The 24,755-nt window shown below is 56.6% G+C and carries 21 protein-coding genes and 1 tRNA gene; 8 read left to right on the forward strand and 14 right to left on the reverse strand.

Translation table 11 applies throughout. The annotated features are described in order from the left end of the window. The first annotated feature begins 29 nt into the window (after nt 1-29). The 5 genes from ACR0D6_RS00380 to ACR0D6_RS00400 are packed head-to-tail and all read left to right on the forward strand — an operon-like array spanning nt 30 to nt 4,327. On the forward strand, nt 30-902 hold the full coding sequence (locus tag ACR0D6_RS00380; protein ID WP_480764069.1) for an ATPase: 873 nt from the start codon (nt 30-32) through the stop codon (nt 900-902). 38 nt (nt 903-940) lie between these two features. Beyond that, a complete protein-coding gene (gene metA / locus ACR0D6_RS00385) occupies nt 941-1,858 on the forward strand; it encodes a homoserine O-acetyltransferase MetA (protein ID WP_480726469.1) in 918 nt (305 codons plus the stop codon). Beyond that, a complete protein-coding gene (locus tag ACR0D6_RS00390) occupies nt 1,848-2,801 on the forward strand; it encodes an alpha/beta fold hydrolase (RefSeq protein ID WP_480764070.1) in 954 nt (317 codons plus the stop codon). Before metA ends, ACR0D6_RS00390 begins: the two co-directional genes overlap by 11 nt. Before the next feature lie 49 nt (nt 2,802-2,850). Next, nucleotides 2,851-3,720: a polyphosphate kinase 2 gene (gene ppk2, locus ACR0D6_RS00395; protein ID WP_480764071.1), complete on the forward strand. Its 870-nt coding sequence runs from the start codon at nt 2,851-2,853 to the stop codon at nt 3,718-3,720. Next, nucleotides 3,713-4,327: a TetR/AcrR family transcriptional regulator gene (locus tag ACR0D6_RS00400; protein WP_170650202.1), complete on the forward strand. Its 615-nt coding sequence runs from the start codon at nt 3,713-3,715 to the stop codon at nt 4,325-4,327. The genes ppk2 and ACR0D6_RS00400 overlap by 8 nt, the downstream gene beginning before the upstream one ends. An 18-nt stretch (nt 4,328-4,345) precedes the next feature. On the opposite strand, the gene ACR0D6_RS00405 is transcribed toward ACR0D6_RS00400, so the two are convergent. From ACR0D6_RS00405 to pyrH, 14 genes are all read right to left on the reverse strand, one after another. Further along, a complete protein-coding gene (locus ACR0D6_RS00405; RefSeq protein ID WP_480726475.1) occupies nt 4,346-5,404 on the reverse strand; it encodes an adenylate/guanylate cyclase domain-containing protein in 1,059 nt (352 codons plus the stop codon). Beyond that, nucleotides 5,401-5,769 (reverse strand): group I truncated hemoglobin, encoded by a 369-nt coding sequence (locus tag ACR0D6_RS00410; RefSeq protein ID WP_170650205.1) that lies wholly within the window; start codon nt 5,767-5,769, stop codon nt 5,401-5,403. The genes ACR0D6_RS00405 and ACR0D6_RS00410 overlap by 4 nt, the downstream gene beginning before the upstream one ends. A 150-nt stretch (nt 5,770-5,919) precedes the next feature. Continuing rightward, nucleotides 5,920-6,738 (reverse strand): glycosyltransferase family 25 protein, encoded by an 819-nt coding sequence (locus ACR0D6_RS00415; protein WP_480764072.1) that lies wholly within the window; start codon nt 6,736-6,738, stop codon nt 5,920-5,922. Between the two features lie 94 nt (nt 6,739-6,832). Next, a complete protein-coding gene (locus tag ACR0D6_RS00420; RefSeq protein WP_170650207.1) occupies nt 6,833-8,560 on the reverse strand; it encodes an ABC transporter ATP-binding protein in 1,728 nt (575 codons plus the stop codon). 417 nt (nt 8,561-8,977) lie between these two features. After that, a tRNA-Ser gene (locus ACR0D6_RS00425) sits at nt 8,978-9,067 on the reverse strand. Between the two features lie 56 nt (nt 9,068-9,123). Beyond that, nucleotides 9,124-9,846, reverse strand: a complete 723-nt coding sequence (locus tag ACR0D6_RS00430) for an alanyl-tRNA editing protein (protein WP_480764073.1) — start codon at nt 9,844-9,846, stop codon at nt 9,124-9,126. Continuing rightward, nucleotides 9,836-12,286 carry a DUF3772 domain-containing protein gene (locus ACR0D6_RS00435; protein ID WP_480764074.1) on the reverse strand — a complete coding sequence of 817 codons (2,451 nt, stop codon included), beginning with the start codon at nt 12,284-12,286 and terminating at the stop codon, nt 9,836-9,838. Before ACR0D6_RS00435 ends, ACR0D6_RS00430 begins: the two co-directional genes overlap by 11 nt. Then, a complete protein-coding gene (locus ACR0D6_RS00440) occupies nt 12,286-13,320 on the reverse strand; it encodes a cysteine synthase A (protein ID WP_480726483.1) in 1,035 nt (344 codons plus the stop codon). Before ACR0D6_RS00440 ends, ACR0D6_RS00435 begins: the two co-directional genes overlap by 1 nt. 71 nt (nt 13,321-13,391) lie before the next feature. After that, nucleotides 13,392-14,510: an NUDIX domain-containing protein gene (locus ACR0D6_RS00445; protein WP_480764075.1), complete on the reverse strand. Its 1,119-nt coding sequence runs from the start codon at nt 14,508-14,510 to the stop codon at nt 13,392-13,394. Nucleotides 14,511-14,540: 30 nt separating this feature from the next. Then, complete coding sequence (locus ACR0D6_RS00450) at nt 14,541-14,984, reverse strand: TrgA family protein (RefSeq protein ID WP_480449281.1); 444 nt, start codon at nt 14,982-14,984, stop codon at nt 14,541-14,543. Nucleotides 14,985-15,000: 16 nt separating this feature from the next. Further along, nucleotides 15,001-16,209: an SAM-dependent methyltransferase gene (locus ACR0D6_RS00455; RefSeq protein WP_170650215.1), complete on the reverse strand. Its 1,209-nt coding sequence runs from the start codon at nt 16,207-16,209 to the stop codon at nt 15,001-15,003. Nucleotides 16,210-16,476: 267 nt separating this feature from the next. Then, nucleotides 16,477-17,703, reverse strand: a complete 1,227-nt coding sequence (locus tag ACR0D6_RS00460; protein WP_480764076.1) for an aminotransferase class V-fold PLP-dependent enzyme — start codon at nt 17,701-17,703, stop codon at nt 16,477-16,479. A 261-nt stretch (nt 17,704-17,964) separates the two neighbouring features. After that, entirely contained in the window at nt 17,965-19,551 is a 1,587-nt protein-coding gene (locus ACR0D6_RS00465; RefSeq protein WP_480764077.1) for a BCCT family transporter, read from the reverse strand. Nucleotides 19,552-19,796: 245 nt separating this feature from the next. Beyond that, a complete protein-coding gene (pyrH, locus tag ACR0D6_RS00470; protein WP_170650221.1) occupies nt 19,797-20,549 on the reverse strand; it encodes a UMP kinase in 753 nt (250 codons plus the stop codon). A gap of 97 nt (nt 20,550-20,646) precedes the next feature. On the opposite strand from pyrH, the gene miaA reads away from it, so the two are divergent. From miaA to ACR0D6_RS00485, 3 genes are all read left to right on the forward strand, one after another. Further along, entirely contained in the window at nt 20,647-21,540 is an 894-nt protein-coding gene (gene miaA, locus ACR0D6_RS00475) for a tRNA (adenosine(37)-N6)-dimethylallyltransferase MiaA (protein WP_480764078.1), read from the forward strand. Nucleotides 21,541-21,895: 355 nt separating this feature from the next. Next, nucleotides 21,896-23,566: an ABC transporter substrate-binding protein gene (locus ACR0D6_RS00480; protein ID WP_480764079.1), complete on the forward strand. Its 1,671-nt coding sequence runs from the start codon at nt 21,896-21,898 to the stop codon at nt 23,564-23,566. Between the two features lie 137 nt (nt 23,567-23,703). Continuing rightward, nucleotides 23,704-24,750, forward strand: coding sequence for an ABC transporter permease (locus ACR0D6_RS00485; RefSeq protein ID WP_170650227.1), 1,047 nt, complete (start codon nt 23,704-23,706; stop codon nt 24,748-24,750). The last annotated feature ends 5 nt before the right edge of the window (nt 24,751-24,755 follow it).

Consider the following 24,755-nt stretch of genomic DNA (forward strand, 5'->3'; position numbering starts at 1 on the left):
TAGCAAGGGCGAAAAAGGGACATCGGGACATGATCTACGGCTCGGCTGGTGAATGGCGCAATGCGGCGCGGAAGAAAGTGCTTTTCTTCGGAATGTCCGGGCTTGGAAAAACCTATGTCTCGAACATCCTGCGCGACTCTGGCCAGTGGTTCCACTACTCGATCGATTACCGGATCGGCACGCGCTATATGGGTGAATACATCACCGACAACGCCAAAGCCGAAGCCATGAAAGTGCCGTTTCTGCGCGATCTGCTTTTGTCGGACTCGATCTATATCGGCTCGAACATATCGTTTGAGAACCTGACACCGGTTTCCACATATCTCGGCAAGCCGGGAAACCCGGCCCTTGGTGGACTTGAAATGACCGAGTACAGCCGCAGGCAGGAACAGTTCCGACTGGCCGAAATTCATGCGCTGCTGGACACCGAGTACTTCGTCGATCGCGCGGAACGCCTGTACGGCTATCCTCATTTCATCTGTGACACCGGAGGTTCGATCTGCGAATGGGTCAACCCCGATGACCCCAACGACAAGGTTCTTTCCGAACTTTCACGGCAGACTCTGATGATCTGGATCAAGGGCGACGACGCCCATACCGAAGAACTTGTCCGCCGGTTCGACAAGGCCCCCAAACCTATGTCCTACCAATCCGAATTTCTGGGCCGGGTCTGGAACGACTATCTGGATCAGCAGGGCTGTGCCGAGGCAGACGTCGACCCTGACGCCTTTATCCGCTGGACTTATGCACGTGCCTTGGCCCACCGTCAGCCACGATACGAGGCGATGGCACAAAACTGGGGCGTGACGGTGACTGCCGATGACATCTCCAACGTGCGCGATGCCGGTGATTTCGATGAGTTGATCGAACACACACTTGAGACCCAGGCCGACCGCCCCTAAGTTCCCGATTTCATTCGTTACATCAAAAGCCCGAGCCAATGCCGATCAAAATCCCATCCGACCTGCCCGCTTATGACGTCCTGACAAAGGAAGGCGTCATGGTCATGTCCGACGATCAGGCCGCCCGGCAGGATATCCGGCCGCTGCGAATTGGCCTTTTGAATCTGATGCCCAAGAAAATTCAGACGGAGAACCAATTCGCCCGTCTGATCGGTGCGACACCTCTGCAGATCGAATTATCGCTGATCCGGATGACTGAGCATCAAACCAGAAATACCGCCGCCGAACACATGGAAGAGTTCTATCGCCCGTTTCAGGAGGTGAAGGAAGAAAAGTTCGACGGTCTCATTATTACCGGCGCCCCGATCGAGCACCTTGAATTTGGTGATGTCACCTATTGGGATGAAATCAGCCAGGTGTTTGACTGGACGCAAACCAACGTCCATTCCACATTCGGTGTGTGCTGGGGTGGAATGGCGATGATCAATCACTTCCACGGCGTGCGTAAACACATGTTGGATGCAAAGGCCTTTGGCTGCTTCCGGCACCTGAACCTTGCACCCTCTTCCCCATTCTTGCGCGGATTTTCCGACGACTGTGTTATTCCCGTCAGCCGCTGGACCGAGATGAAGCAGGCCGAGATTGACGTCGCGCCGGGTCTCAAAACACTCCTTGGCAGTGAAGAAGTTGGCCCGTGTCTTGTTCAGGACAAGACCCATCGCGCGCTCTATATATTCAACCACTTCGAATACGACAGTGATACGCTGAAGCAGGAATATGACCGCGACGTGGCCAATGGGACGCCAATCAACGTGCCAATCAACTATTATCCGGATGACAACCCCGGCAACACGCCGCAAAATCGCTGGCGCAGCCACGCGCACCTTCTATATGGAAACTGGATCAACGAAATCTATCAGACCACCCCATTCGATATGAGCAAAATTGGCCACTAAAGTTCTCATAACTCTGGGTCTGCTGATCGTAGGCCTGGCAATGCTCACCGCCTGGAAGGCGGCGCGGCATGAGGCATCGGCAGAGTCACAGTTTCCTCCGGAAGGGCAAATTCTGGACGTAGATGGCGTACCGGTCCATGCGGTTGTGATGGGCGAAGGTCCGGATGTTGTTCTGATCCACGGGTCCAGCGGAAACACGCGCGATATGACCTTTGCCCTGGCGCCGATTCTGGCCGAGAACTTCCGCGTCATCGTTTTCGACCGCCCCGGGCTTGGCTATTCCGGAAGTTTCGACCCGAACGGCGAATCCATATTGGAACAGGCCGCCATCCTGCAACGCGCAGCGGCGCAACTCGGTGCCGACAAACCGATCGTTGCGGGGCAAAGCTATGGTGGTTCGGTCGCGCTTGCTTGGGCTGTCGGCCAGCCAGATCACATTTCGGCGCTGGTCCCTATCGCTCCAGCCTCGCACCCTTGGGATGAACCGCTGGATTACTTCAATCGCATGGCGTCAAATCCGGTCGGCAGCGCTGTCGCGCTTCCCCTGATTACTGCCTTCGTCCCCGACTGGTTTGTCGAAAGCGCACTGGACGAAGTTTTCGCCCCACAGAAGACGCCCGAAGGATATATCGATCACTTCGGGCCAGGTCTGACGCTTCGCCGGGGCTCGATGCATTCCAACGCGCTGCAACGGGCGAATCTGGCACAGGAAATTGAAGAGTTGCAACCACTCTATGGCCAGATCAATGTGCCAACCGAAATCGTTCACGGCACGGCTGACGAAACCGTCGGCGTTGCAAGACATTCAGAACGGCTTGCCCAGGAAATCCCCGGCGCGGAGCTGATCCAGTTGGACGGAATCGGCCACATGCCTCAGGTCGTCGCGGCGGACGAAGTTGCCGCAGCAATCGAACGCGCTGCAGAACGTGCGGGTTTGCGTTAACGGGATTCACATTCCATAGTAACGTACCGGATTCATTACGAGGCATCATATGGCGCGATCAAAAAAAGGTTCGATTCAGGAGTACTTCTCCAAAGACGCACCGAAAGAGATTCGCACGGCCATTGAAGGTTCGGACAAGGGCGACATCCTCAACCCCACCTATCCGTATGACGAACGGATGAAAGGCAAAGAGTATGACGACCAGATGGAATCGCTGCAGATTGAACTGGTCAAACTGCAATCATGGGTGAAGGAGACCGGCCAGCGTATCGCAATCGTCTTTGAAGGCCGGGACGCCGCCGGAAAAGGCGGTACAATCAAAAGGTTCCGCGAAAACCTGAATCCACGTGGCGCACGTGTGGTTGCACTGGCCAAGCCCTCGGATGCCGAGCGGAGCCAATGGTATTTTCAGCGCTATGTCTCTCACCTGCCCTCGGGTGGTGAGATCGTGTTCTTTGACCGCAGTTGGTACAATCGCGGCGTCGTTGAAAACGTTTTTGGCTTTTGCGAAGCCGAGGAACGTGAACGCTTTTTCCGACAGGTCATGCCGCTGGAGACGGGATTGGTAAACGATGGCGTCCAGCTATTCAAATTCTGGCTGAACGTGGGTCGCGCCGAACAGCTGAATCGCTTTCTCAAACGGGAAACCGACCCGTTGAAACAATGGAAACTCAGCCCCATCGACATTGCCGGGTTGGGCAAGTGGGACGAATACACTCAGTCGATTTCCGAAACGCTGACCAGAACCCATTCCGATATATGCCCGTGGACGGTCATTCGGTCAGATGACAAGAAACGCGCCAGACTGGCCGCGATCCGTACCGTTCTGAATGCGTTGGACTACGACGAAAAAGACGAAAACGCCGTGGGCAAGACAGATACCAAAATCTGCGGAGGCCCTGATATCTGGGATGCCTAAACGCGGCTATCATCACGGAAACCTCAAACAGGCCCTGATCGACGCCGCGTTAAGGCTGATCGAGGAAAAGGGCCCAACCGGTTTCACCCTGTCCGAAGCGGCCAAAACCGCCGGCGTTACACCGGCAGCCGTCTATCGGCATTTTCACGGGCGCGAAGATCTGATTGCAGAAGCGGCGCGTCAGGGGTTCGAAATGTTCGCTGATCTGATGCAGTTCGCCTATGACAAGGGCCAGCCCTCAGCCCTGGCCGCGTTCGAGGCGACGGGCCGCGCCTACCTGGCTTTTGCGCGCAAGCATCCAGGCCACTATATCGCGATGTTCGAAAGCGGCATATCTGTCAACCGAACGCCCGAACTGGCCGCCGCGGCCAACAGGGCAAAGAGTGTTTTGGAGAAAGCGGCAGCTGATCTTTCTGAACATATCCCACCGGAACAACGCCCGCCGGCCTCGATGTTCAGCGCACATATCTGGGCGATGAGCCACGGTGTTGTGGAACTTTACGCCCGCAATACCGGTGCCAGCTCCCCGTTTCCTCCGGAAGACCTGCTGGAGACCGGCATCGGCATATACCTTCGCGGACTGGGGCTGATACCCCACGACGAATGAAACAGTAGATTTGAGCGATCAGATCCATCCGCTGGGCTGCGGAGATCGCAGACTGGACGTGACACTGATCAGGTCCATCTCACCCATACCCTTGATATCCACCGCCCCCAGATCAGCCACCTGAAATTCATCGATCAGGGCGAATTTCATTTCTTCCGGAGCGACGATTTTCATCGGATTTGCAAAGACCTGTAAACGCGAGGCCATGTTCACCGCAGGTCCGAAAACGTCATAGACGTATTTCTGAATACCAACGACCGACCCGACCGCCGCACCCGTCCCCAATCCGATCCGGGCCTGCCATTTGTTCGGATGGCTTTCGTTGCGCCTTTCAAGGTATCGCAGGAAACGTACAGCACAGTGCGCCACAGCCGTTGCGTGATCAGGCGTGGCATCGGGCATCCCCGATACCGCCAGATAGGCGTCACCGATCGTTTTGATCCGTTCACAACCGAATTGCTCGACGATGCGGTCGAAGGCCGTGAATATGTCGTTCAACTCGCTCAGCGTGATGGTTGGGTCCGTCCGGGCGGCGAAGTCGGTGAAGTTCACGAAATCCAGCATGACCACCGAAACCTGCTCATACAACTGGGGGGTAACGACACCGAATGTCTTGAATTCCTCGTATACCGACCGCGGCATCAGGTTCAGTAACAGCCGCTCCACCCTCTCCTTTTCACGCTCCAGCTCCCGCGTGTTGCGTTCGACCATGGTCGAATAGCTGTCAATCATGCTTTCCAGTTCACGGATGCGCGTGATGTTCTGGCATTCAACCACCAGAATTTTCTCATCCAGTGAGTTCGCCATTGAAATTGTCGTGGCAAAGATCAGCGTTCGCCGCTTTGGCTTGATATGCAGCTCAGCCGAGTATCGCAGACCCGCATCGCGAACCTTGTCCAACTCTACCGGGTCCAGATCAGGCAATATGTCTTTCAGCGTCTGACCACTTTCAGGCACGCCAAACCACTCTCCAAATGGCTCGTTGTGAAAGACAAAGCTGAAATCCGACGCCCGTACCACCGCAACGCCTACGCCAATGGCCCGCAAAAGGTGCTCGTTGATTGCAGAAATGCTCATGCCGCATCTCTGGCGACGATGATCGAGCGTTTTTCTTCGATCGCTGCCATCGCCACCTTCACATCTGCATCTGACATACCGTGACCTGACAGAACCTCTGCGAACAGTTCCGCCATTTCGTCAAAATCGGCATGCGAGATATTCAGATGACGGTGGACGGCTTCGATCCTCTCGTCACTGAACGAGGCCGGTCCGCCAACCAATGATGACACAAATTTTGTCTGGTGGTCGATCAGGCGCGGCAGGTCGATGTCCGTAAAATACTCGCCGATCTGATCAGAATCCAATGCCATTTCGTAGAATGCCATGACGATCCGACTTATCGTTTTAAACCCGCCATACTTTTCATAAATCGTCTGGCTCATAACCCACAAACTACCTTTGCATTAGCCAATCATAGTCAAAGGTTAGATCATAATGCCCGGTTTGTTAACTTTTTTGAACAAATCAATGGCAGTGGCTCTGGGGCCGTAAGAACTCTTCGGTATTTTTCGACGTGCTTTCTAGCGCAATTCTCAGACTTTCAGGTCCGCAGCGACCGGAATAAACCCACTGAATCCGCCCTGTCTGAGCAAGCCAGCCTCACCACCAGATCGCCAACGCAATTTCCGACCGGCTGCAATCAATTCGCGGCGTGCGCGAAACCAAAGCGGACCTTTATCAAGGCCGCTATTGATCGTTTTGTCCTGCGTCCGTTCGCTTGTTTTTACAGACGCCCCGGAATTCTCTTGCGACTTGGACCAGATCACCTGAACCCCGACAGCTGGAAAACACTGATACATTTTCCATCCGGATCGCGGCATGAGTACAAAATCATCAAGATGATCTGAATACCTGTCTGACCACGCAAGCAACTTTCTGCACCCTTCCAGAGACAATGCATAGGCCGCCGCGCTAGGTGCCATTTCAAGCAAAGGCCGAACATTGACACCGTTGATATCGCGCTCAGGACCGAACCGAAGCGCGCGCGGCGAATAGTCAAATTTCACCAGATCATAGTGTTGAGGCGTGGCCAGAATATTCCCGATACACTCGGCAGAACGTTGCGAAAACTCTACGTCGTCCTCGAACACCGCGATGGAGGGCAAACCCTGCTCAACTGCCTGCTGCCAGACCTTCTTGTGGCTCTCGAAACACGCGATTTCGCTGGGTGTCAGGCCCCAACGGCTACCAGTTCCCGGTACATAGCCGTTGCCCTCCAACGCGCCGGGAAGGCTAGCATCAGTAGCGCTGACCCTTGTGGCGCCTGAAATTCCGACTCTGGCAAACTGCCCCTCCATAAACGATCTGCGGGCAGGTACGCGATCCAGATTGATATAGAAAACGTCGGTCATCGGCGTTCTTTCTTCTGGGTGCTAGAAACCCGCGCCTGCCAGATTACAGACATATTCCTTTGATGTCCGGCCAACATAACAGGCACGCAGCATCCTAACTTTCTCCGGAGACCAGCGCATGTTTGTACTGTTGCTCATACAGGTTCCGGAACTGCCCGGGTCGGTCCAGCAGTTCCTTGGCGGTACCGATCTCGGCAACCGAACCGCTGTCAATCACAACGATCTGGTCCGCATCCAGAACAGTGGACAAACGGTGCGCGATGATGATCGTCGTCCGGTCTTTGGTCAACCTTCTGAGAGCCTCCTGAACAAGGTGTTCGGATCGGGAATCCAATGCGCTGGTCGGTTCGTCCAGCAGCAAGATCGGGCTGTCCCGCAGAAGGGCCCTTGAAATGGACAGTCGCTGTTTTTGTCCACCGGACAAAAAGGACCCATCCTCGCCCACAAGCGTGTCAAAGCCTTCGGGCAACGCCATAATAAAATCATAGGCATTGGCGGCTTTTGCCGCTTCAATTACCTCGTCATCGGTCGCGTCGGCCCGCCCAAGACGAATATTGTCCGCAATCGAAGCCGAAAACAAAAACGTGTCCTGTCCGACAAATGACATCTTCTTGCGCAAAGACTCGAACGTTGCGCCCTTGATGCTGCTGCCATCAATGAGTACTTCACCCGAATTCGGATCATACAGGCGCAGTGCAAGGTTCAGGATTGTCGATTTGCCCCCGCCCGACGGACCAACCAGCGCCGTGGTCTTACCGGCAGGGAAATCGAGGTCCAAATTCTTCAGGATCAACTCATCGTCCCTGTAGCCAAAAGTCACATCCCTGAAGCTGATCACACCCGGGCCTTCGGCCAGAACCTTGGGGTGTTTGTCTTCGGCAAGTGTTTCCGGCTGATCCAGCAGGGTGAACATCATCTGGACACGGCGCAAACCGACTTCCAGCGAAACGCGAACGCGCGACAGGCGTTTTGCAGGCTCATAGGCCATCATCAATGCGGTCACGAACGACATCAGTTCACCTGGCGTCGATGCATCCGAGCCGAACAGTTTTGCAGCACTCAGCGCGATGACGGCAGCAACCGCAAACCCGGCCAAAACATCCATCAGTGGGCTGGTCACGGCTTCAAGGCGCGATATCGTGTTCTGACGCTTTTCAACCTGCTTCACCGCACTGAACATTCGGTTCGCCATGCGTGCTTCCAACGCAAACGCTTTGATCACCCGGATACCTCTGGATGTCTCCTGAATGACCTTCATGATTTCGGCCAGCGACTGCGTTTCTTGATGAACGAGTTCCCTGACCTTTCGCAACAGGACCCGCACCCCCCATATCGCCAGAGGACCGATGACCAAACAAAACAGCGAAAGGACAGGCTGCTGATAGAACATAACAGCCAACAAGCCGATCAATGTCAGAAAATCCCTGACGACGGTCGTGACCATCAGGTTAACGACCTGTCTTGCGGCCTGTGCCGACATTGTGACTTTCATCAACAGGTCCGAGCTTTCCGTCAGGTTAAAAAAGGATACCCCCTGACGAAGAAGCTTGTCATACAACTTGATCTGCTGCTGCGCCACAATGCGGTTGCCTGCGCGGCTCAGCGCGACCACCTGCACATAGGTGGACAGGCCCTTGACCAGAAAAATCAGGAATACGGCCGAGGCAACACCGAAAACCTTGGCCTGGTTGTCCGATTCAAACAACGAGTCGACGACATCCCGCATAATATAGGCGACTGCGGCTGTCGTTGCGGCGACAAAAACCATTGCTATTACGGCAATGGTGTAAAGCACTTTCTGCGACGGCAGGCTTTCGCGCATCAGGCGCCACAGAATTGAGCTTTCAATTTGGTCGAGAAATTTTGTTTTCGCGTTAAGCAAAGCCTGTTTCCATACACATCAAGAGTTTCTGGACGCCCTGTCTGACCTAAGGCCCACCCGGAACCCATTCAAGTTAGATACTTTTCAGTTCGGAGCCGGGCAAGGATCGTATCGCCTGGCCGCCGTATGGTACGGGGGTTTCAACACAGATCTTCTGTTTTGTACATCTACAAAAGCACCACGTTCCGAATTGTACCAACCCGCAAGCGCCCGAACCGGTGCCAAGGCTGTCCCTCTGTCATTTCACTGGACGCGTAGATAGTTGCTGAAGGGTAAAATTTCCACTGCTGTCAGCAACGCTGACCTGCAATAGGTGACATTTGGCCGCTTCAAGTCGCTGTGTCACGTTAGGGGGAATGGCGGAGAGACAGGGATTCGAACCCTGGAGACGGTTTCCCGCCTACACACTTTCCAGGCGTGCGCCTTCGACCACTCGGCCACCTCTCCGTGCCGGGGTATTTGAACCATCGCAACAGGATTTGCAAGGCCCGTTTGCGCCGAATTCAGTCATCCAGATGCAAATAAACCCGACGGTTCTGTTTGCCTTTTTTCTCGATCTTTCCCAGACGGATGCGCCCGATTTCTGCCGTGCTGGCAACATGCGTCCCACCACATGGTTGCAGATCGACCTGCGCATCGCCCTGCCCGATTCTGACCAGACGCACCCGACCGCTGCCGCGCGGGGGTGACACGGACATGGTCTTGACCAATCCCGGATTGGCATCCAGTTCCGCATCGGTGATCCATTCTTCGCTCACGCCAAGATCGCGGTCGATCAGATCCTGCAATCGGGCCTGTAGCGCATCCTTGTCCTGCGGCGCTTCGGGCATGTTGAAATCCAGCCTGCCCTTGACCGGGCTGATGGACCCTCCTGACACCTCCAGCGGGATAACCACCGATAGAAGATGCAGCGCCGTGTGAACGCGCATGTTTCCGAACCGCTGGTCCCAATCGAGACTTTGGCGGACACTCATACCAACGGGCGGCAATTCGCTGCCTTCTTCCGGGACGAGTACTACAGTGCCCTCGTCCCCTTTGATCGTGGTTTTGACCTCAAGCGATCCGCCATCCCAATCCAGACGACCCTGATCACCGGGCTGGCCGCCACCCGTGGGGTAGAACAGGCACTGATCCAGAATGATACCGCCGTCCGCAGTCAGGGCCAGAACAACGCCATCGGCCTGACGCAGATAGGCGTCATCACGAAATAGCATCTTAGTACTCATCACCGCCTCCGGTATCCATGTCACCCTCTGTCATTTCGATAGGGGACCTGCTTGCACGGGTTGGTTCGCTTTGCTTTGGTTCAGAATCGTCAACAGGCTTGACCGGTCCCTGCGCCTGAGGGTGCGGGTGCAGCGTTTCAGGGTTGCGCAGCCAGATATCGCGCTGAGCGAATGGAATTTCGATGCCCTCTTCGACAAAGCGGCGATTTATCTCGTGGTTCATGTCGGATTTGACCGAAAGCACCCAGTTCACATCCCGCAGGATCGCCCGGATTTCAAAATCCAGTGAATCCGCTCCAAACCCCTGAAACACAACGCTGGGCGCCGGGTTGGCCAGAACCATAGGATGCGCGTTCGCGATCTCGCCAAGGATGGTTTCGACCTTGCGCGTATCAGTCCCGTAGGCGACACCAACCGGCACGATCACCCGCCCCACGGTATTGCCGCGGGTATAGTTCGTAACCACACCGCTGATCAGGTCCGAGTTGGGCACGATGACATCGGAACGGTCGAATGTCTCGATGCGCGTGGAACGGACCGAGATGTCACGGACATAGCCCATCATTCCGTTCACATCGATCCAGTCCCCTTTGGAGATCGGGCGCTCCACCAGCAGGATGATACCCGACACAAAGTTGGACACGATGGTCTGAAGCCCAAAGCCGATCCCGACTGACAGCGCACCAGCGACAATGGCAAGCGAGGACAGATCAAACCCGGCGATAGTGATCGCCACAAGGGCGGCCAGAAAAATCCCGACATATCCCGTGCCCGATACGATGGCGTTCTGTCCACCCGGATCGATGCTGGTCTTTGGCAACAAAGAGTTGCGCAACCCACCCTGCAACAGACGGGTCAGCGAATATCCGATCAGGAATACCGCGATGAACGTCAGGAAATTGGTGGGCGAAATGGTTACGCCGCCAATGTCGAACCCCTGTAGAAGGCGTTTCCATGCCTCGATCAGATCGGTTTCCCGTGCGCCCCAATAAATGGCGAGGACCGGTAAGGACAGGAATGCAAGAGCAAAGCCAACAAGCACGGAAAACAGCGAATCCCGCGCGGCCTCGCCCTGCCCTGTTATCCAGCCGTAAACCGAGCTGATGAAACGCTGCAGGATGAAAAACGCGGCAATCAGCGCCAGAGTTTTGACCGCCGGATAAACGATAGCTTCGGCAGCGTTGGAATACCCGATCATGGCCAGAATTGGCGACGCAATTCCGAGCAACAGCATCAACCGGCGGAAAACCTCGATCATCTGGCTGAAACCGGCAGTGCGCGAAGGTGCCTCCTGGTCTGTCTCGGTTGCCGTTTTATCGACCTGACGCACCCGGCGCACGCGCAGCAGCAGCAGAGCCGTTATCACTATGATTGGAAACCCGACCACTGCGCGGGTTGCGTCAGAAATATTCTCGATCTGCTCGAACTGTATGACCATATCATGCAGAACCAGCATGACCGCGAGCAGATCCATATAAACCCGCAACTCCGAGATCTGACGAGCGCTGAGCCTTTTGAAGTTATAGGCCGCGCCCATCACGAAAATCTGTCGGCCGATCCAATCAAAGTACAGGATAATTGCCGCCCAGTACGGAACCTGCTGCAACAGCAACGTGCCGCGCAAACCCAGCACACCGGTCAGCGACACCGCCGCCGTCAAGGCGACCACGCCCAGCCACGGCAGGATGATGCGAAACAGCGAGATGACAAAGGCCCAGACACCGGTGCCCCGTCCGCCCAGCCGGCGCAGGAAATCGCCGCCCCGTTCGGACCATCTTTTCCCGAACACCAACAAAACCGTGGCCACCAGAATCAATGCAATAATTGCGGGCGCGCGCTCTTGCATCCGCTCGGCGGCCACGTCGGTTTTCAGATTCTTGACTGTTTCGTTGACAAGGGCACGAACGGCTTCCTGAACATCTGTCCACGCACCCCGCCAATAAAGCGGGTTTACCGGAGACGGGCCGCGTTCAAGCAAGGTCTTCGTTTGCCGGTCCCGGATAATGCGATCGATCTCATTGATCAGGCCGTTGGCGCGATTATAAGCCTCCTCCGAGATTATGCGGGGCACCCGCAACTGGTTCAGCTGCTCGTCCAGATGTTCGCGCAATCGAGCGATGTCAGGCGGGTCTTCCGAGCCGTCCTCGGGCTTGGGTCCCAGCGCCTTGAGCTGACTTTCAAGGGTTTGTATGCGCTCGGTATTTGCTGTACGCGCCTTGTTGAAGATATCGCGGTAATTACTTATTTCAGAACGCAATTTCTCCATCGCGGCATTGGATGCGCGATCAGCATTCACCACCGCTTCGGCCCGGTCCGCGGTTTTGACCCAGTTCTGATAATATTCAGTTTGCTGTTCTGACAGCTGGGCCGACGCAAGGCCGCCCAGCCCCATCAGAAAGAGCGTCAAGATGGTCAGATACAGGCGGATGGGCCTGAACATCACACGTCCTCGAACACACCCGGAATGCTGCGCGGTGCTTCGGTCATCCAGTCGGGAACGGGAAGATCTTTTTCACGCAGGAAGTTCGGGTTGAACAGCTTGGACTGATAGCGGGTGCCAAAATCACAAAGGATGGTAACGATGGTATGGCCCGGCCCCAGGTCCTTGGCCAGGCGCACTGCCCCAGCGATATTGATCGCGGTCGAACCGCCCATGACCAGCCCTTCGTCACGCAGCAGGTCAAAGATGTACGGCAGCGCCTCGTTATCTGTGACCTGATAGGAAAAGTCCGGTGTGAACCCCTCGAGGTTCTTGGTGATGCGTACCTGACCGATGCCTTCGGCGATCGAGCCCCCCTCCATCGCCAGTTCACCGGTTGTGTAGTAGGAATAGAGCGCCGCGCCCATCGGGTCGGCCAGGGCGATCTTGACGCCCTTGGGCTGCAATGCCTCGGCAACGCCCGCCAGAGTGCCCCCGGACCCCACGGCGCTGACAAAGCCATCCACTTTGCCATCTGTCTGTTCCCAGATTTCTGGGCCGGTGGTTTCGACATGGGCCTGACGGTTGGCCACATTGTCGAACTGGTTGGCCCAGATCGCACCGTTCGGTTCAGTCTGCGCAAGTTCTTCGGCCAGACGGCGGGAATAGTGAACGAAGTTATTGGGGTTGCGGTAGGGTGCCGCCGGCACCTGCACCAGCTGCGCGCCAGCCAGCCGCAACATGTCCTTTTTCTCTTCCGACTGGGTTTCCGGAATCACGATCACGGTTTTGAACCCCATCGACGCCCCGACCAGCGCAAGACCGATGCCGGTGTTGCCTGCGGTGCCTTCGACAATGGTTCCGCCGGGCTTCAGGTCGCCGCGCGCCACGGCGTCACGGATGATGTAAAGCGCGGCGCGGTCTTTGACAGACTGGCCCGGGTTCATGAACTCGGCCTTGCCCAGAATTTCACAACCGGTTTCTTCACTGACACGGCGCAGCCGGATCAGAGGTGTTTTGCCAACGGCGTCCGCCAGATCTCGTGCAATGCGCATGGTGCCCTCATGAATTCAATATGCTGGTCAGATGTACAGGCGCCCCGCGGCAAGCTCAAGCGGGGATACGGTCAATTCAGCCGAAGCCTGTCACGGTGTCGTGCAAGCCAGTTCGCCAGTGTAAGAAGCGGCAGGTCCTTGAAGCGGTCCGCATCCACAAGCGCCATGAATTCGTGATATGGCAAGATGCGGCTGCGAATATCCTCTCCTTCAGTGGCAAGCCCGCCATTGTCGATGGTTTTATCCAGATCTCCCAGCCCGACAAAGAGATAGACGTATTCGGTGGACGAGCCGCTGGAGGAATAGGCCCTGCCCGCGGGTTTCAGCGCATCCAGTTGCACATGTGCCTCTTCCAGCGTTTCGCGGCGGGCGGCGGCTTCGGGCGATTCTCCAGGGTCAATCATGCCCGCCACGGGTTCCCACATCCAAGGCTCGGGGTCGCCGATCATATAGACCGGAGGCCGAAACTGTTCGACCAACAGCACGGAATCCCGCACCGGATCATAGGGCAGAACGACAACGGCGCTGCCCTGCATCAGACCATTTCGGCTCAGGACCTCGCTCATGCTGCCGTCCAGCTTGCGGTGCTGCAGCTCCATCTCTTCCATACCGAAATAATCGATATAGGCGCGCGTGTGACGGTGCACGACCACATCCTTGCTGACATCGCGCTGACCCGCCTGCCCCCGCTGCCGGGCGGCGACACGTGCCCAGGCCCGGTTACGGATCGCCGGGAAACTGCGTGCGATCCGTTTTGCATCCACATGCCCGAAATAGGCCATGACTTCCTCGGCCGCATTCAGGGTGATCTCACCCCACTCTTCCACCCATCTGTTCAACGACCAAAGCGATCCCGGCCGCCATAGACCGGGTTCAGGGAAAAACACCTGCGCCATTGCGGAACTTCCATCGGGCAATTCCACAGGTTTTGGTTCCAGATCGTAATCGAAGCCGCCTTCGTAAAAGACAAGCCGCTGAATATCATCCTCGCTCAGACCCCGGACAAGCACGCCCTCGGCCTGTTCGCCGGGCTGTTTCATGATCATGGGAAACATCTGACCCTGCACCGCGTGGGCTGCATGATCGAGCAGCACAGCGGGCGACAGGTCGATTTCGGACGCGAGGCGTCCCAGCACAAGCTCAAGCAGCGGCACGTAGCGCAACGTTCCGTAGAAAAACAGATCGGACAAATGTTCAGACTTTCTTTGATCGGGTTCCGCTTATCGCCAGCGGCGCGATGCCATTTCGGTCAGCAGGCCGGACAATACGGCACCGATCAGCAGGGTCCAGATGATTTGCGGATGAAGCAGAAATTCGTAGGCATAGTTTATGCCGATCTTGAAGATGGCCAGTACTGCCTCGAACGGACCGTCATAACGATGGCGCATGGCAAGGCGGAACATCTCGTAAGTGCCCTGCGAAAACAGGCCCCAGAACACCATGGAGGCCGCACCCGTCAGTCCGTTGTTGATGGCTGGTGTTATCCCGCGACCTGCGCGTTTGCCCATTACCACCCATCCGCAGATGAACCCGATTGCAATATTGGCCGGGGTGAAATAGCCGAAATCCCTTTCATCGGGCGTGTGGTCGATGATCTGCCCTGACACGAAAAAGGCCAATACCGCCAGACAAACGGCAGCAACGAGGCGGGAAGCTGTAGGCATATTGGGCGTCCGGTTCCTATCTGGGTCTTGCAATAGTGATCTGTGTCACATCGCAATTGCCGGTGTCAAAGGCTGCGCCGCACGCCGTCAAATAAAAATTCCACATGCGGCGAAAACGCTCATCAAAGCCCATGTCCGAGATCTGGTCCCACTTCTCGTTGAATGTGTCGTACCAGCGGCGCAGGGTCAGATCATAGCTTTTGCCGAACTCCTTGGACCGGACGAGGTGCAGACCGGCCTGACTGATTTGTTGCCGCAGGACCCGGGGCGCCGGAAGCATACCACCAGGAAAGATATATTTCTGAATGAAATCAACGCCGTTCCGGTACACCTCCCACCGTTTGTCGGCGACGGTGATTATCTGAAGGGTCGCCTTTGCATCAGGCTTGAGCCGGTCGCGCACCGTTTCGAAATAGACGGGCCAGTATTTTTGCCCAACCGCCTCGAACATCTCGATCGAGGCGATCCCGTCATATTGCCCCCGCTCGTCGCGATAATCCTGAAGCTTGAACTGTACACGATCAGATAAACCTGCTTTTTCAATCCTTTGGGAAGCGTAGTTAAACTGTTCCTGACTGATGGTCAGCCCTGTCACCCGTAAACCACGTTCCTTTGCGGCATATTCCGCGAACCCGCCCCAGCCGCAGCCGATTTCCAGAATGTGGTCACCGGGCTTGGCCTCCATCTCATCAACCAGACTGGCGTATTTGGCCGTTTGCGCCTTTTCCAGACTTTCCTGTCCGGTTTCGAAAATTGCGCTGGAGTAAGTCATCGTGTCATCCAGCCAGAGTGAGTAGAAATCATTCCCCAGATCGTAATGGTAGGAAATATTCCTTTTGGCCTGCGCCCTGTGGTTACTGTGGAGCCAGAACCTGAGACGTTCGTAGGCGCGGATCAGAAAGCTCCCTGTGAAGTCATCGTAAACCGCGTCTCCGCTTCGTTGTATCAGATCCATGAAGGCGCGCAGATCCGGGGTGCTCCATTCGCCCTCGAGGTAGGCGTCCGAAAACCCAAGATCGCCCTCGCGGATCAGGCGCGCGAATACATCCGGATCGTGCACGTCAATTCGCGCTACGGGACCGGGTTGCGCGCCCTCGGACCGGAACACCCGACCATCGGGCAACGCGATATCCAACCGGCCGGCCTCCATCTGGCGCAGCATAGTCATAACCTGGGCAAAGTATCTTGGAAGATTTTCCTGCCCTTCTGTCGATGTATGAACCATCCGCTCTCCCCTTTGCGGCGTCTCAGTCAGGCTAGGCCGAGATTCCGTTTCTGGCAAGTTTTCAGTTCGTTACCGGAGTTTTTGGGGCCAAAAGCGCCGATTGTGAGCGGTGCAAGCCCGGAGTTTGTCACCGGGCAGGACACAAGAGTTATTCGGCCCCGGACCATCCGGGACTGTCCTATTTTATCTAATCCCGTTTGGGCATTCGTCGACCGGAAACCGGAACGCCAGGCTCGTTCCCGGATGGCCCGGGATTTGGAGAGCGGCCTACAAAACGCGATCCAGCGCGTCGAGCAGCTGATCGATTTCCGTCCGTGAGGTGTAGTGCGTGAAGCTGAGGCGCAGAACACCCTTGTCAGGTTCGATCCCCATCGCCTGAAGCGGGCGGATGGCATAGAAATCTCCACCGCCGGCCATGATGCCGTATTTTGCCAGTTCGGCGGCAACCGGTTCAGCCGCACCATTCAGCGACAGGGCAACAGTCGGGGCACGTTTCGATGCATCGGACGGCCCGATCAAGCGTACGGCGTTCCTGTCTTTCACGGCATCCAGAAGGGGCTGCAGCAATTCAACTTCGTGGGCACGCATCAGGTCATGAACGAATTCGCCCTGAGCAGCCTCATCCGAGGACGGCCCGCCGTGGTGGTCGCAGAGCAGTTCTACGTAATCCGCCATTCCGGCGCTTGCGGCAATTTGGGCGTGGTCCGGCCCGGCAGGCGTAAAGCGTTTGTAGAGCACATCAGCGTTGAAGAAATGTGCCTGGTTCGGAAGCATCTCACCCAGCGTTCGCCGAATGACCATGCAGCCCTGATGGGGGCCATAGGTCTTGTATGACGAAAACAGATAGATATCCGGCCCAAGGTCACCGACATTCGGAAACCCGTGAGGAGCATAAGAGACACCATCGACACAAACAAACGCCCCTGCGGCGTGGGCGATGGCGGTGATTTCCGTGACCGGATTGATCTCACCCACCACATTCGAACAGTGCGGGAAACAGACCAGCCGAACCTTTTGGTCCAGCAGGTTTTCCAAATCCTGCGGGTTCAGCGATCCGGTATCCGGGTCGATATGCCATTCCCGAATCTCGATGCCGGCATCGGCCAGCCGCCGCCAGGGGCCCGAGTTTGCCTCGTGGTCCTGATTGGTCACTACGATGGCTTCGCCGGGCTTCATCCACTGACGAAAGGCCTGCGCAAGAACATAGGCGTTCTGCGTTGTTGAGGGACCAAAGCTCAGCTCGTCACTCTCGACCCCCAGAATTGCGGCCATGCGATGCCGCGCCTCGTCCATTTCCTGCCCGCCTAGCTGACTTGCGGTATACGGGGCATAGGGTTGGACCTTGCGCTGAGTGTAGAACCGGTTCAGCCGGTCGATCACTGGCTTGCAGGTGTAGGAGCCGCCGGCATTTTCAAAAAACGCCTGCCCTTGCAAATCCGGTTCGGAAAACGCCGGAAACTGAGCTCTTACAAAATCGATGTCCAGTGCAGTCATCACTCGATTCTCCTCAACTTATGCCGCAGCGCGGGGGCCGCCTGCCCTTGGTCCGGTCGTATTCGGAACTGCGGCAGAGCTTTCAGCAGAAGTGATGGATCACCGCCGTCTCTTCAAGCCAAATTTTCGCGGCTCAAAGACGCGCCCTGTTTCAGCGGCGCCAACATTGCCACCGCAGCGCGGACCAGAATTGAGGCATTGATCTGCAAAGAAAAAGCCCCGGCAAAGTACCGGGGCTTTAGTTGTCAGATTATCCGGCGATCAACGGCGGCGACGCTCGTTCGCAAGGCCGATGAAAATGGATACGCACATCAGAACCAGAACGATCGCAAAGGGAAAGCCCGTGGCGATGGCCGCAGCCTGAAGCGCACCCAGACCGCCGCCAAGCAACAGAACGATGGCGATGGCACCTTCCAGAATGCACCAGAACACGCGCTGCGCGGTGGGTGCATCGGTCTTGCCGCCTGCGGTGATGGTATCGATCACCAGCGAGCCGGAGTCGGAACTGGTCACGAAGAAGACGACGACCAGAATGATACCGACAAAGGACAGCAGGCCCGTCATCGGGAACGCTTCGAACATCTTGAACATTTTCAGTTCAAGTGCGGCATCCGAAAGCGCCTGACCCGAACCGGACATGACCTGATCCAGCGCCGCGCCGCCAAAGACGCTCATCCACAGTGCGCCGACAACGGTCGGGATCAGGATGACGCAGGTGACGAATTCGCGCACGGTACGACCGCGAGAAATGCGGGCGATGAACATGCCGACGAACGGTGACCAGGAAATCCACCACGCCCAGTAGAACGTGGTCCAACCCTGTAGAAAGTTGGTGTCCTCACGCCCGACCCAGTTGGCCAAAGTCGGCAGTGCGATGACATATTCGATCATGCTGTCGAAAAAGCCAGTCAGGATGGCCAGTGTCGGACCAACGATCAGAACCAGAAGCAACAGGGCTGCGGCCAGGATCATGTTGGCCTCGGACAGACGTTTGACGCCCTTGTCCAGACCGGCGATTACCGAAACAAGCGCAAAGGCCGTGATCAGCACGATCAGCAACACTTTCATCCCGTCAGTGATCGGCACGTCGAACAGATAGTTCAGACCGGCCAGCGCCTGTGTCGCACCCAGACCCAGAGAGGTTGCGAGACCAAAGATGGTGGCAAACACCGCCAGCACGTCAATGATGTGCCCCAGAGGGCCCCATGTCGCCTCGCCGAACAGCGGATAAAAGACCGAGCGCATGGTCAGCGGCAATCCACGGTTAAAGCTGAAGAACGCCAGCGCAAGTGCGACCACGGCATAAACCGCCCAAGGGTGCATACCCCAGTGGAAAATGGTGGCTGCCATGGCCAGTTTCTTTGAGGCTTCGGGATCTTCCAGCCCTGCACCCAGCGGCGCCCAGTCAGTGCGCACGCCATCCTCGCCCGTTGCGACGCCGCCCAGGGACGCGCCGTAATGTGAAATAGGTTCGGCGACCCCCCAGAACACTAAACCAATTCCCATCCCGGCAGCAAACAGCATCGAGAACCAGCCCGCATAGCTGTAATCGGGTTTTGCGTCGTCACCACCAAGACGGATTGAACCGTATGGAGTAACGATCAGCAGCAGCGAAAACACGACAAAGATGTTCGCGGCAATCATGAAAACCCAGTCGAAGTTGCTGGTCAAAGCGGGCCGCAGCCAACCGAAAAATTCGCTCGCCTGCTCGCGGAACACGAGCGAGAAGAACACGAAGGCTACGATTGTCAGTCCCGATACTGCGAAAACCGGATTGTGGACATCCAGACCTAATATCTGGACATTGTCCTGCCCGACTTCATAGTCGGTTTCTGTACTTTCAGACATTGTCTCTTCCTCTCCAATGAACATTCATCTTCTCAAGGAATGCAATTTTTCGGGGCTCTCCCGGCAAGACAGGATGATAGCGGAAAACGACATTTTGCACAAAAACGTCATCAGGTTCCGACCCGGAGCCACATGGAAAGTTCGAGAAAGACACTGCGAACTGAAGCCTCTGACGATTCAGGTGAATCAAACCAAAAAGGCCGGGCTAATTGCCCGGCCTTTTCCCGAATTACGGATTTTCGAGATTACCCCTGAACCTTGGTATAGGTGCCTTCACCGGCCAGAATGCCCCGGAACCCGCCGGGTTCGTCCAGCCCGAAAACGATCAACGGCAGGTTGTTGTCACGCGCCAGCGCAATGGCCGAGGCGTCCATGACCTTGAGCCTTTTGGCAAGAACATCGTCATAAGACACCGTATCATAGCGCACTGCGTCATCGTTGGTTTTGGGATCTTTGTCGTAAATGCCGTCAACGCCGTTTTTGCCCATAAAGATCGCCTCGCACGCCATTTCGTTGGCGCGCAGGGTCGCGGCGGTGTCGGTGGTGAAATACGGGTTTCCGGTTCCGGCTGCAAAGATGCAGACCCGTTTCTTTTCAAGGTGACGAACGGCGCGGCGGCGGATGTAGGGCTCGCAGACCTCATCCATACGAATGGCCGAGATGACGCGGGTGAATACGCCGACCTCTTCCAGCGCCGATTGCATCCCCAGCGCATTCATGACCGTTGCCAGCATGCCCATATAGTCCGCGGTTGTCCTCTCCATCCCCTGCGCCGAACCGCTGAGGCCGCGAAAGATGTTGCCGCCGCCGATCACCATGCAAATCTCGACGCCCAGATCGTGCACCGACTTCACCTCTTTCGCGATCCGCTGGACGGTTGGGGGGTGTAGCCCGAATCCCTGATCCCCCATCAGCGCTTCGCCCGAAATCTTGAGCATGACGCGGCTGTACTTGGGTTTGGGGATTTCCGTGTTTTCGATGGTCGAGGAAAGGCTCATGTTGCGCTCCGGGCTGGCACGGGGTTAATTTCCGGCGCAAAATGAAGCAAAAGCCCCGTGGGTTCAATGCGGATGGTTGGGAATAAGGCAATCACATATGGCTGAGAACTCTGCGACGCGGCTTTTGGAACGGCTTCCAGAGATTGCGGATGGAAAACCGGTGCTGATTGCCGGTCCGACCGCATCCGGGAAATCCGCGCTGGCGCTGGAAATAGCCGAGCGGTTTGGCGGGGTTATCGTGAATGCTGATGCAAGTCAGGTCTATGATTGCTGGCGGGTCATCACCGCCCGACCCCCGGTGGATGAGGAAGCGCGGGCGCCACATCTGTTATATGGACACGTTCCGTTCGATCAGACCTATTCCACTGGCCACTGGCTGCGCGAGGTGGTGCCGCTGCTATCCGGCGACCGGAGGCCGATCATCGTTGGTGGGACGGGGCTGTATTTCACGGCGCTGACCGAAGGGATGGCCGACATTCCGGCAACCCCGCCCGAGGTTCGGGCCGAAGCCGATTCGATGACACATGCCGATTTGCTTGCCGGAATTGACCCGATTACCGCGAAGGGCATCGACACGCTAAATCGTGTTCGCGTTCAGCGCGCTTGGGAAGTTCAGCGCGCAACGGGGCGGTCGATTGCCGAATGGCAGGCCGATACTCCTCCGCCCACATTGCGGCTGGCGGATGCTGTGCCACTGGTATTCGACGTGCAAAAGGACTGGCTGCTGGATCGCATAACGCGCCGCTTCGATCATATGCTTGAACAAGGCGCACTGGACGAAGTCGCGGCAATGCGGGACCGGTACGATCCGTCATTGCCATCCTGCAGGGCAATTGGCGTACCCGAGCTGGTGGCTCATCTGGACGGCACTCTGACGTTGGATGAGGCCCGGGAAAAGGCAACGATTGCGACACGACAGTTCGCAAAACGACAACGCACGTGGTTTCGCGCGCGCATGAAATCTTGGTACCCGGTTGATTCCGTGGCGTAATTTTTCCTGCCTTGTCGGCCGAAAAAGCCGCTAGAACCTGAAAAATGAAAAAGAATTCATCCTGTTAGCGGGTGTTCGGATCAGATTCGCCGGGATGGTGCAAATCTTTATATTAATCAGAGACTTTCCCAGTTTGAGATGATTGAAAATCAGGATCACATTCGTCGCTAATGTCGTTTTTGTGCAATCTATGCCGATTCCGAACATTGACGTTGTCCGATTTCTGTTGCCGAATACCGTTCATGGGGATGCCAACGTTCCAAAAACGGAATCTCACAACTGGGCGGGAAATGTCTGCCCGGTTTGTGCTTTGAAACCCTCCTCCAAACAAAAAGCGTGTCACAGGGAGACATACATGACAGATCAAACAACCACCGGAGCACCGATTCACTGGGCCGCCGAGATGCACGCCCAGGAATATCGGGACGGTAAGCTAAGCCGCCGCGAGTTTCTGGCCCGCACCACCGGCCTTGGCGTAACCGCAGCCGCAGCCTATGGCCTGATCGGTCTGCCGACACCGGCGATGGCTGCTGGCGAGGACGCCAAGAAAGAAGGCGGAACCCTGCGTGTGCAGGCCGCTGTTCGCGCGCTGAAAGACCCGCGCACATATGACTGGTCGGAAATGGGCAACCAGAGCCGCGGCACACTGGAATATCTGGTCGAGTACAACTCGGACGGTACATTCCGCGGAATGCTGCTGGAAGGCTGGGAAATCAACGAAGACGCGACCCAGTACACCCTGAAACTGCGTCAGGGCGTCAAGTGGAACAACGGCGACGATTTCACAGCCGATGACGTGGCCCGCAATATCACACGCTGGTGTGACAAGAGCTCGGAAACCAACTCGATGGCAGGCCGTTTCGCCACATTGGTGGATGACGGCACCGGTCAGGCCATTGAAGGCGGCATTGTTGTGGTAGATCCGCACACAGTGCAGCTGAACCTGCCGAAATCCGATATTTCGCTGATTGCAGGCATGTCCGACTATCCTTCGGCTATCGTTCACAGCTCGTTCAGCGAGACCGATCTGACGAACAACGTCGGCACCGGCCCCTACCTGATCGAAGAGTTGGAAGTTGGTGTGAAATGCACCTTGGTTCGCAACGAGAACCACGCCTGGTGGGGCGAGGCCGTATTCGGTCGTCCGGCGCTGGATCGTGTCGAGTATATCGACTATGGCACCGATCCGTCGGCCTGGCTGGCTGCGCTGGAATCGGACGAAGTCGACATGCTGCACGAGTCAGTCGGTGAATTCATCGATGTGATGGACGGGCTTGGCTACGTGAAGTCCGAAGTTATCACCATGGCGACCATAGTGATCCGCCCGAACCAGTTGGCCGAAATTGATGGCAAGAAACCCTATGCGGACAAGCGCGTGCGCAAAGCGCTGCAGATGGCTGTAAACAACGAAGTCTGCTTGGAACTGGGCTATGGTAACCGTGGATCGGCTGCTGAAAACCACCACGTTGGTCCTGTGCATCCCGAGTATCCGGAACTGCCCAAACAGGAATCCGATCCGGCAGGCGCAATGAAATTGCTGGAAGAGGCCGGCATGGCCGATTTCGAGCATGAGCTGCTTTCGATTGACGACGACTGGCGCCGCAACACCACCGATGCGGTTGCAGCACAGCTGCGCGACGCGGGTATAAAGGTCAAGCGGACGGTTCTGCCCGGCAGCACCTTCTGGAACGACTGGGTCAAGTACCCCTACAGCTCGACCAACTGGAACCACCGGCCGCTGGGCGTTCAGATCTGGGCGCTGGCATATAAGTCGGGTGAGGCCTGGAACGAATTCGGCTGGGCAAACGCCGATTTCGACGCAATCCTCGACGAAGCACTTGCGATTGCGGACGCCGACAAACGTCGTGCCGTGGCCGCCAAGGGCGCCGCGCTTATCCAGGAAGAAGGTGTCACGATCCAGCCGTACTGGCGCGCCCTGTACCGTCACATGAAAGACGGACTTGTAGGTACGGATCAGCACATCTCGTTCGAACACCACCAGTACAAGTGGGGTTGGGCGGCCTAAGTTAACCGCCGGAAAAAATCAGGGGGCGCCTGACCGGGGCGCCCCTTTCCAGCCGCAGACACACCGACACGGGGTCGGAAGTCCGAGGCCAGATAATGGTCCTATGATCTGCGGAACACCTGAACAACGGGGCCTTCATGGGACTTTTTATCCTCCGTCGGTCAGGCGTGATGCTGCTAACAGCTTTATGTCTGACATTCGTGGTCTTCTTTTTGACCAACCTCTATCCAAACCTTGAAAAGCTTGCAAAAACGCAAGGCAACCAGCGGATGTCGGATGAGCAGGTGCAAACCTGGCTTGAAAATCGCGGCTATCAACAATCGACGCTGGTGAAATACGGGCAATGGCTTGGTGTCATGCCTGGATTTACCAACACGCTGTCTGACGGCCAATTCGTGGGCACCTGTGTCCGCCCCGGCTCAACCGCTGAGACGACCCCAAGATTCTGCGGTGTTCTGCAGGGTGAATGGGGATACTCGACCGTGTTCAAGGATGACGTGGGAACGATCGTCTCGAAACGGCTTGGAAACACCGGCTATCTGATGTTCTGGGTACTGGTTCTGATGATCCCTTCGGCGCTGATCGTCGGGGTACTGGCCGGGATGCGCGAAGGTTCGGCGCTGGATCGGTCCTTGTCGACATTCTCGATCATCACAACAGCGACGCCGGAATACGTGTCGGGCGTTATCTTTATCGCCATTTTCACGTCGTCGACGGTGGGCCTGAAATGGTTCAAGGGAACGGCGACACAGGCAATGGATAACCCGACGTTCGAGAACTTCTTCCTGCCGGTGCTGACCATTGCCCTTTACGGTATGGGGTACATTGCCCGAATGACTCGCGCCTCGATGACCGAGGTTATGACCGCGCAGTACATCCGAACCGCGCGCCTCAAGGGCGTCTCGTTCTCGAACATCGTCATGAAGCACGCGCTGCGCAATGCGCTGATCGCGCCCTTCACCGTCATCATGCTGCAGTTCCCATGGCTGCTGAACGGCGTGGTGATCGTCGAGACCCTGTTTAACTACAAGGGCTTTGGCTGGGCGCTGGTACAGGCGGCAGGCAACAACGACATCCAGCTGTTGTTGGCGATTTCGGTCGTGTCTGTCTTTGTTGTTCTGGTGACGCAGCTGATATCGGATATCGGCTATGTCTACCTCAACCCGCGCATTCGCATTTCGTAAGGGAG

The organism is Ruegeria sp. BJ6, assembly GCF_056537885.1.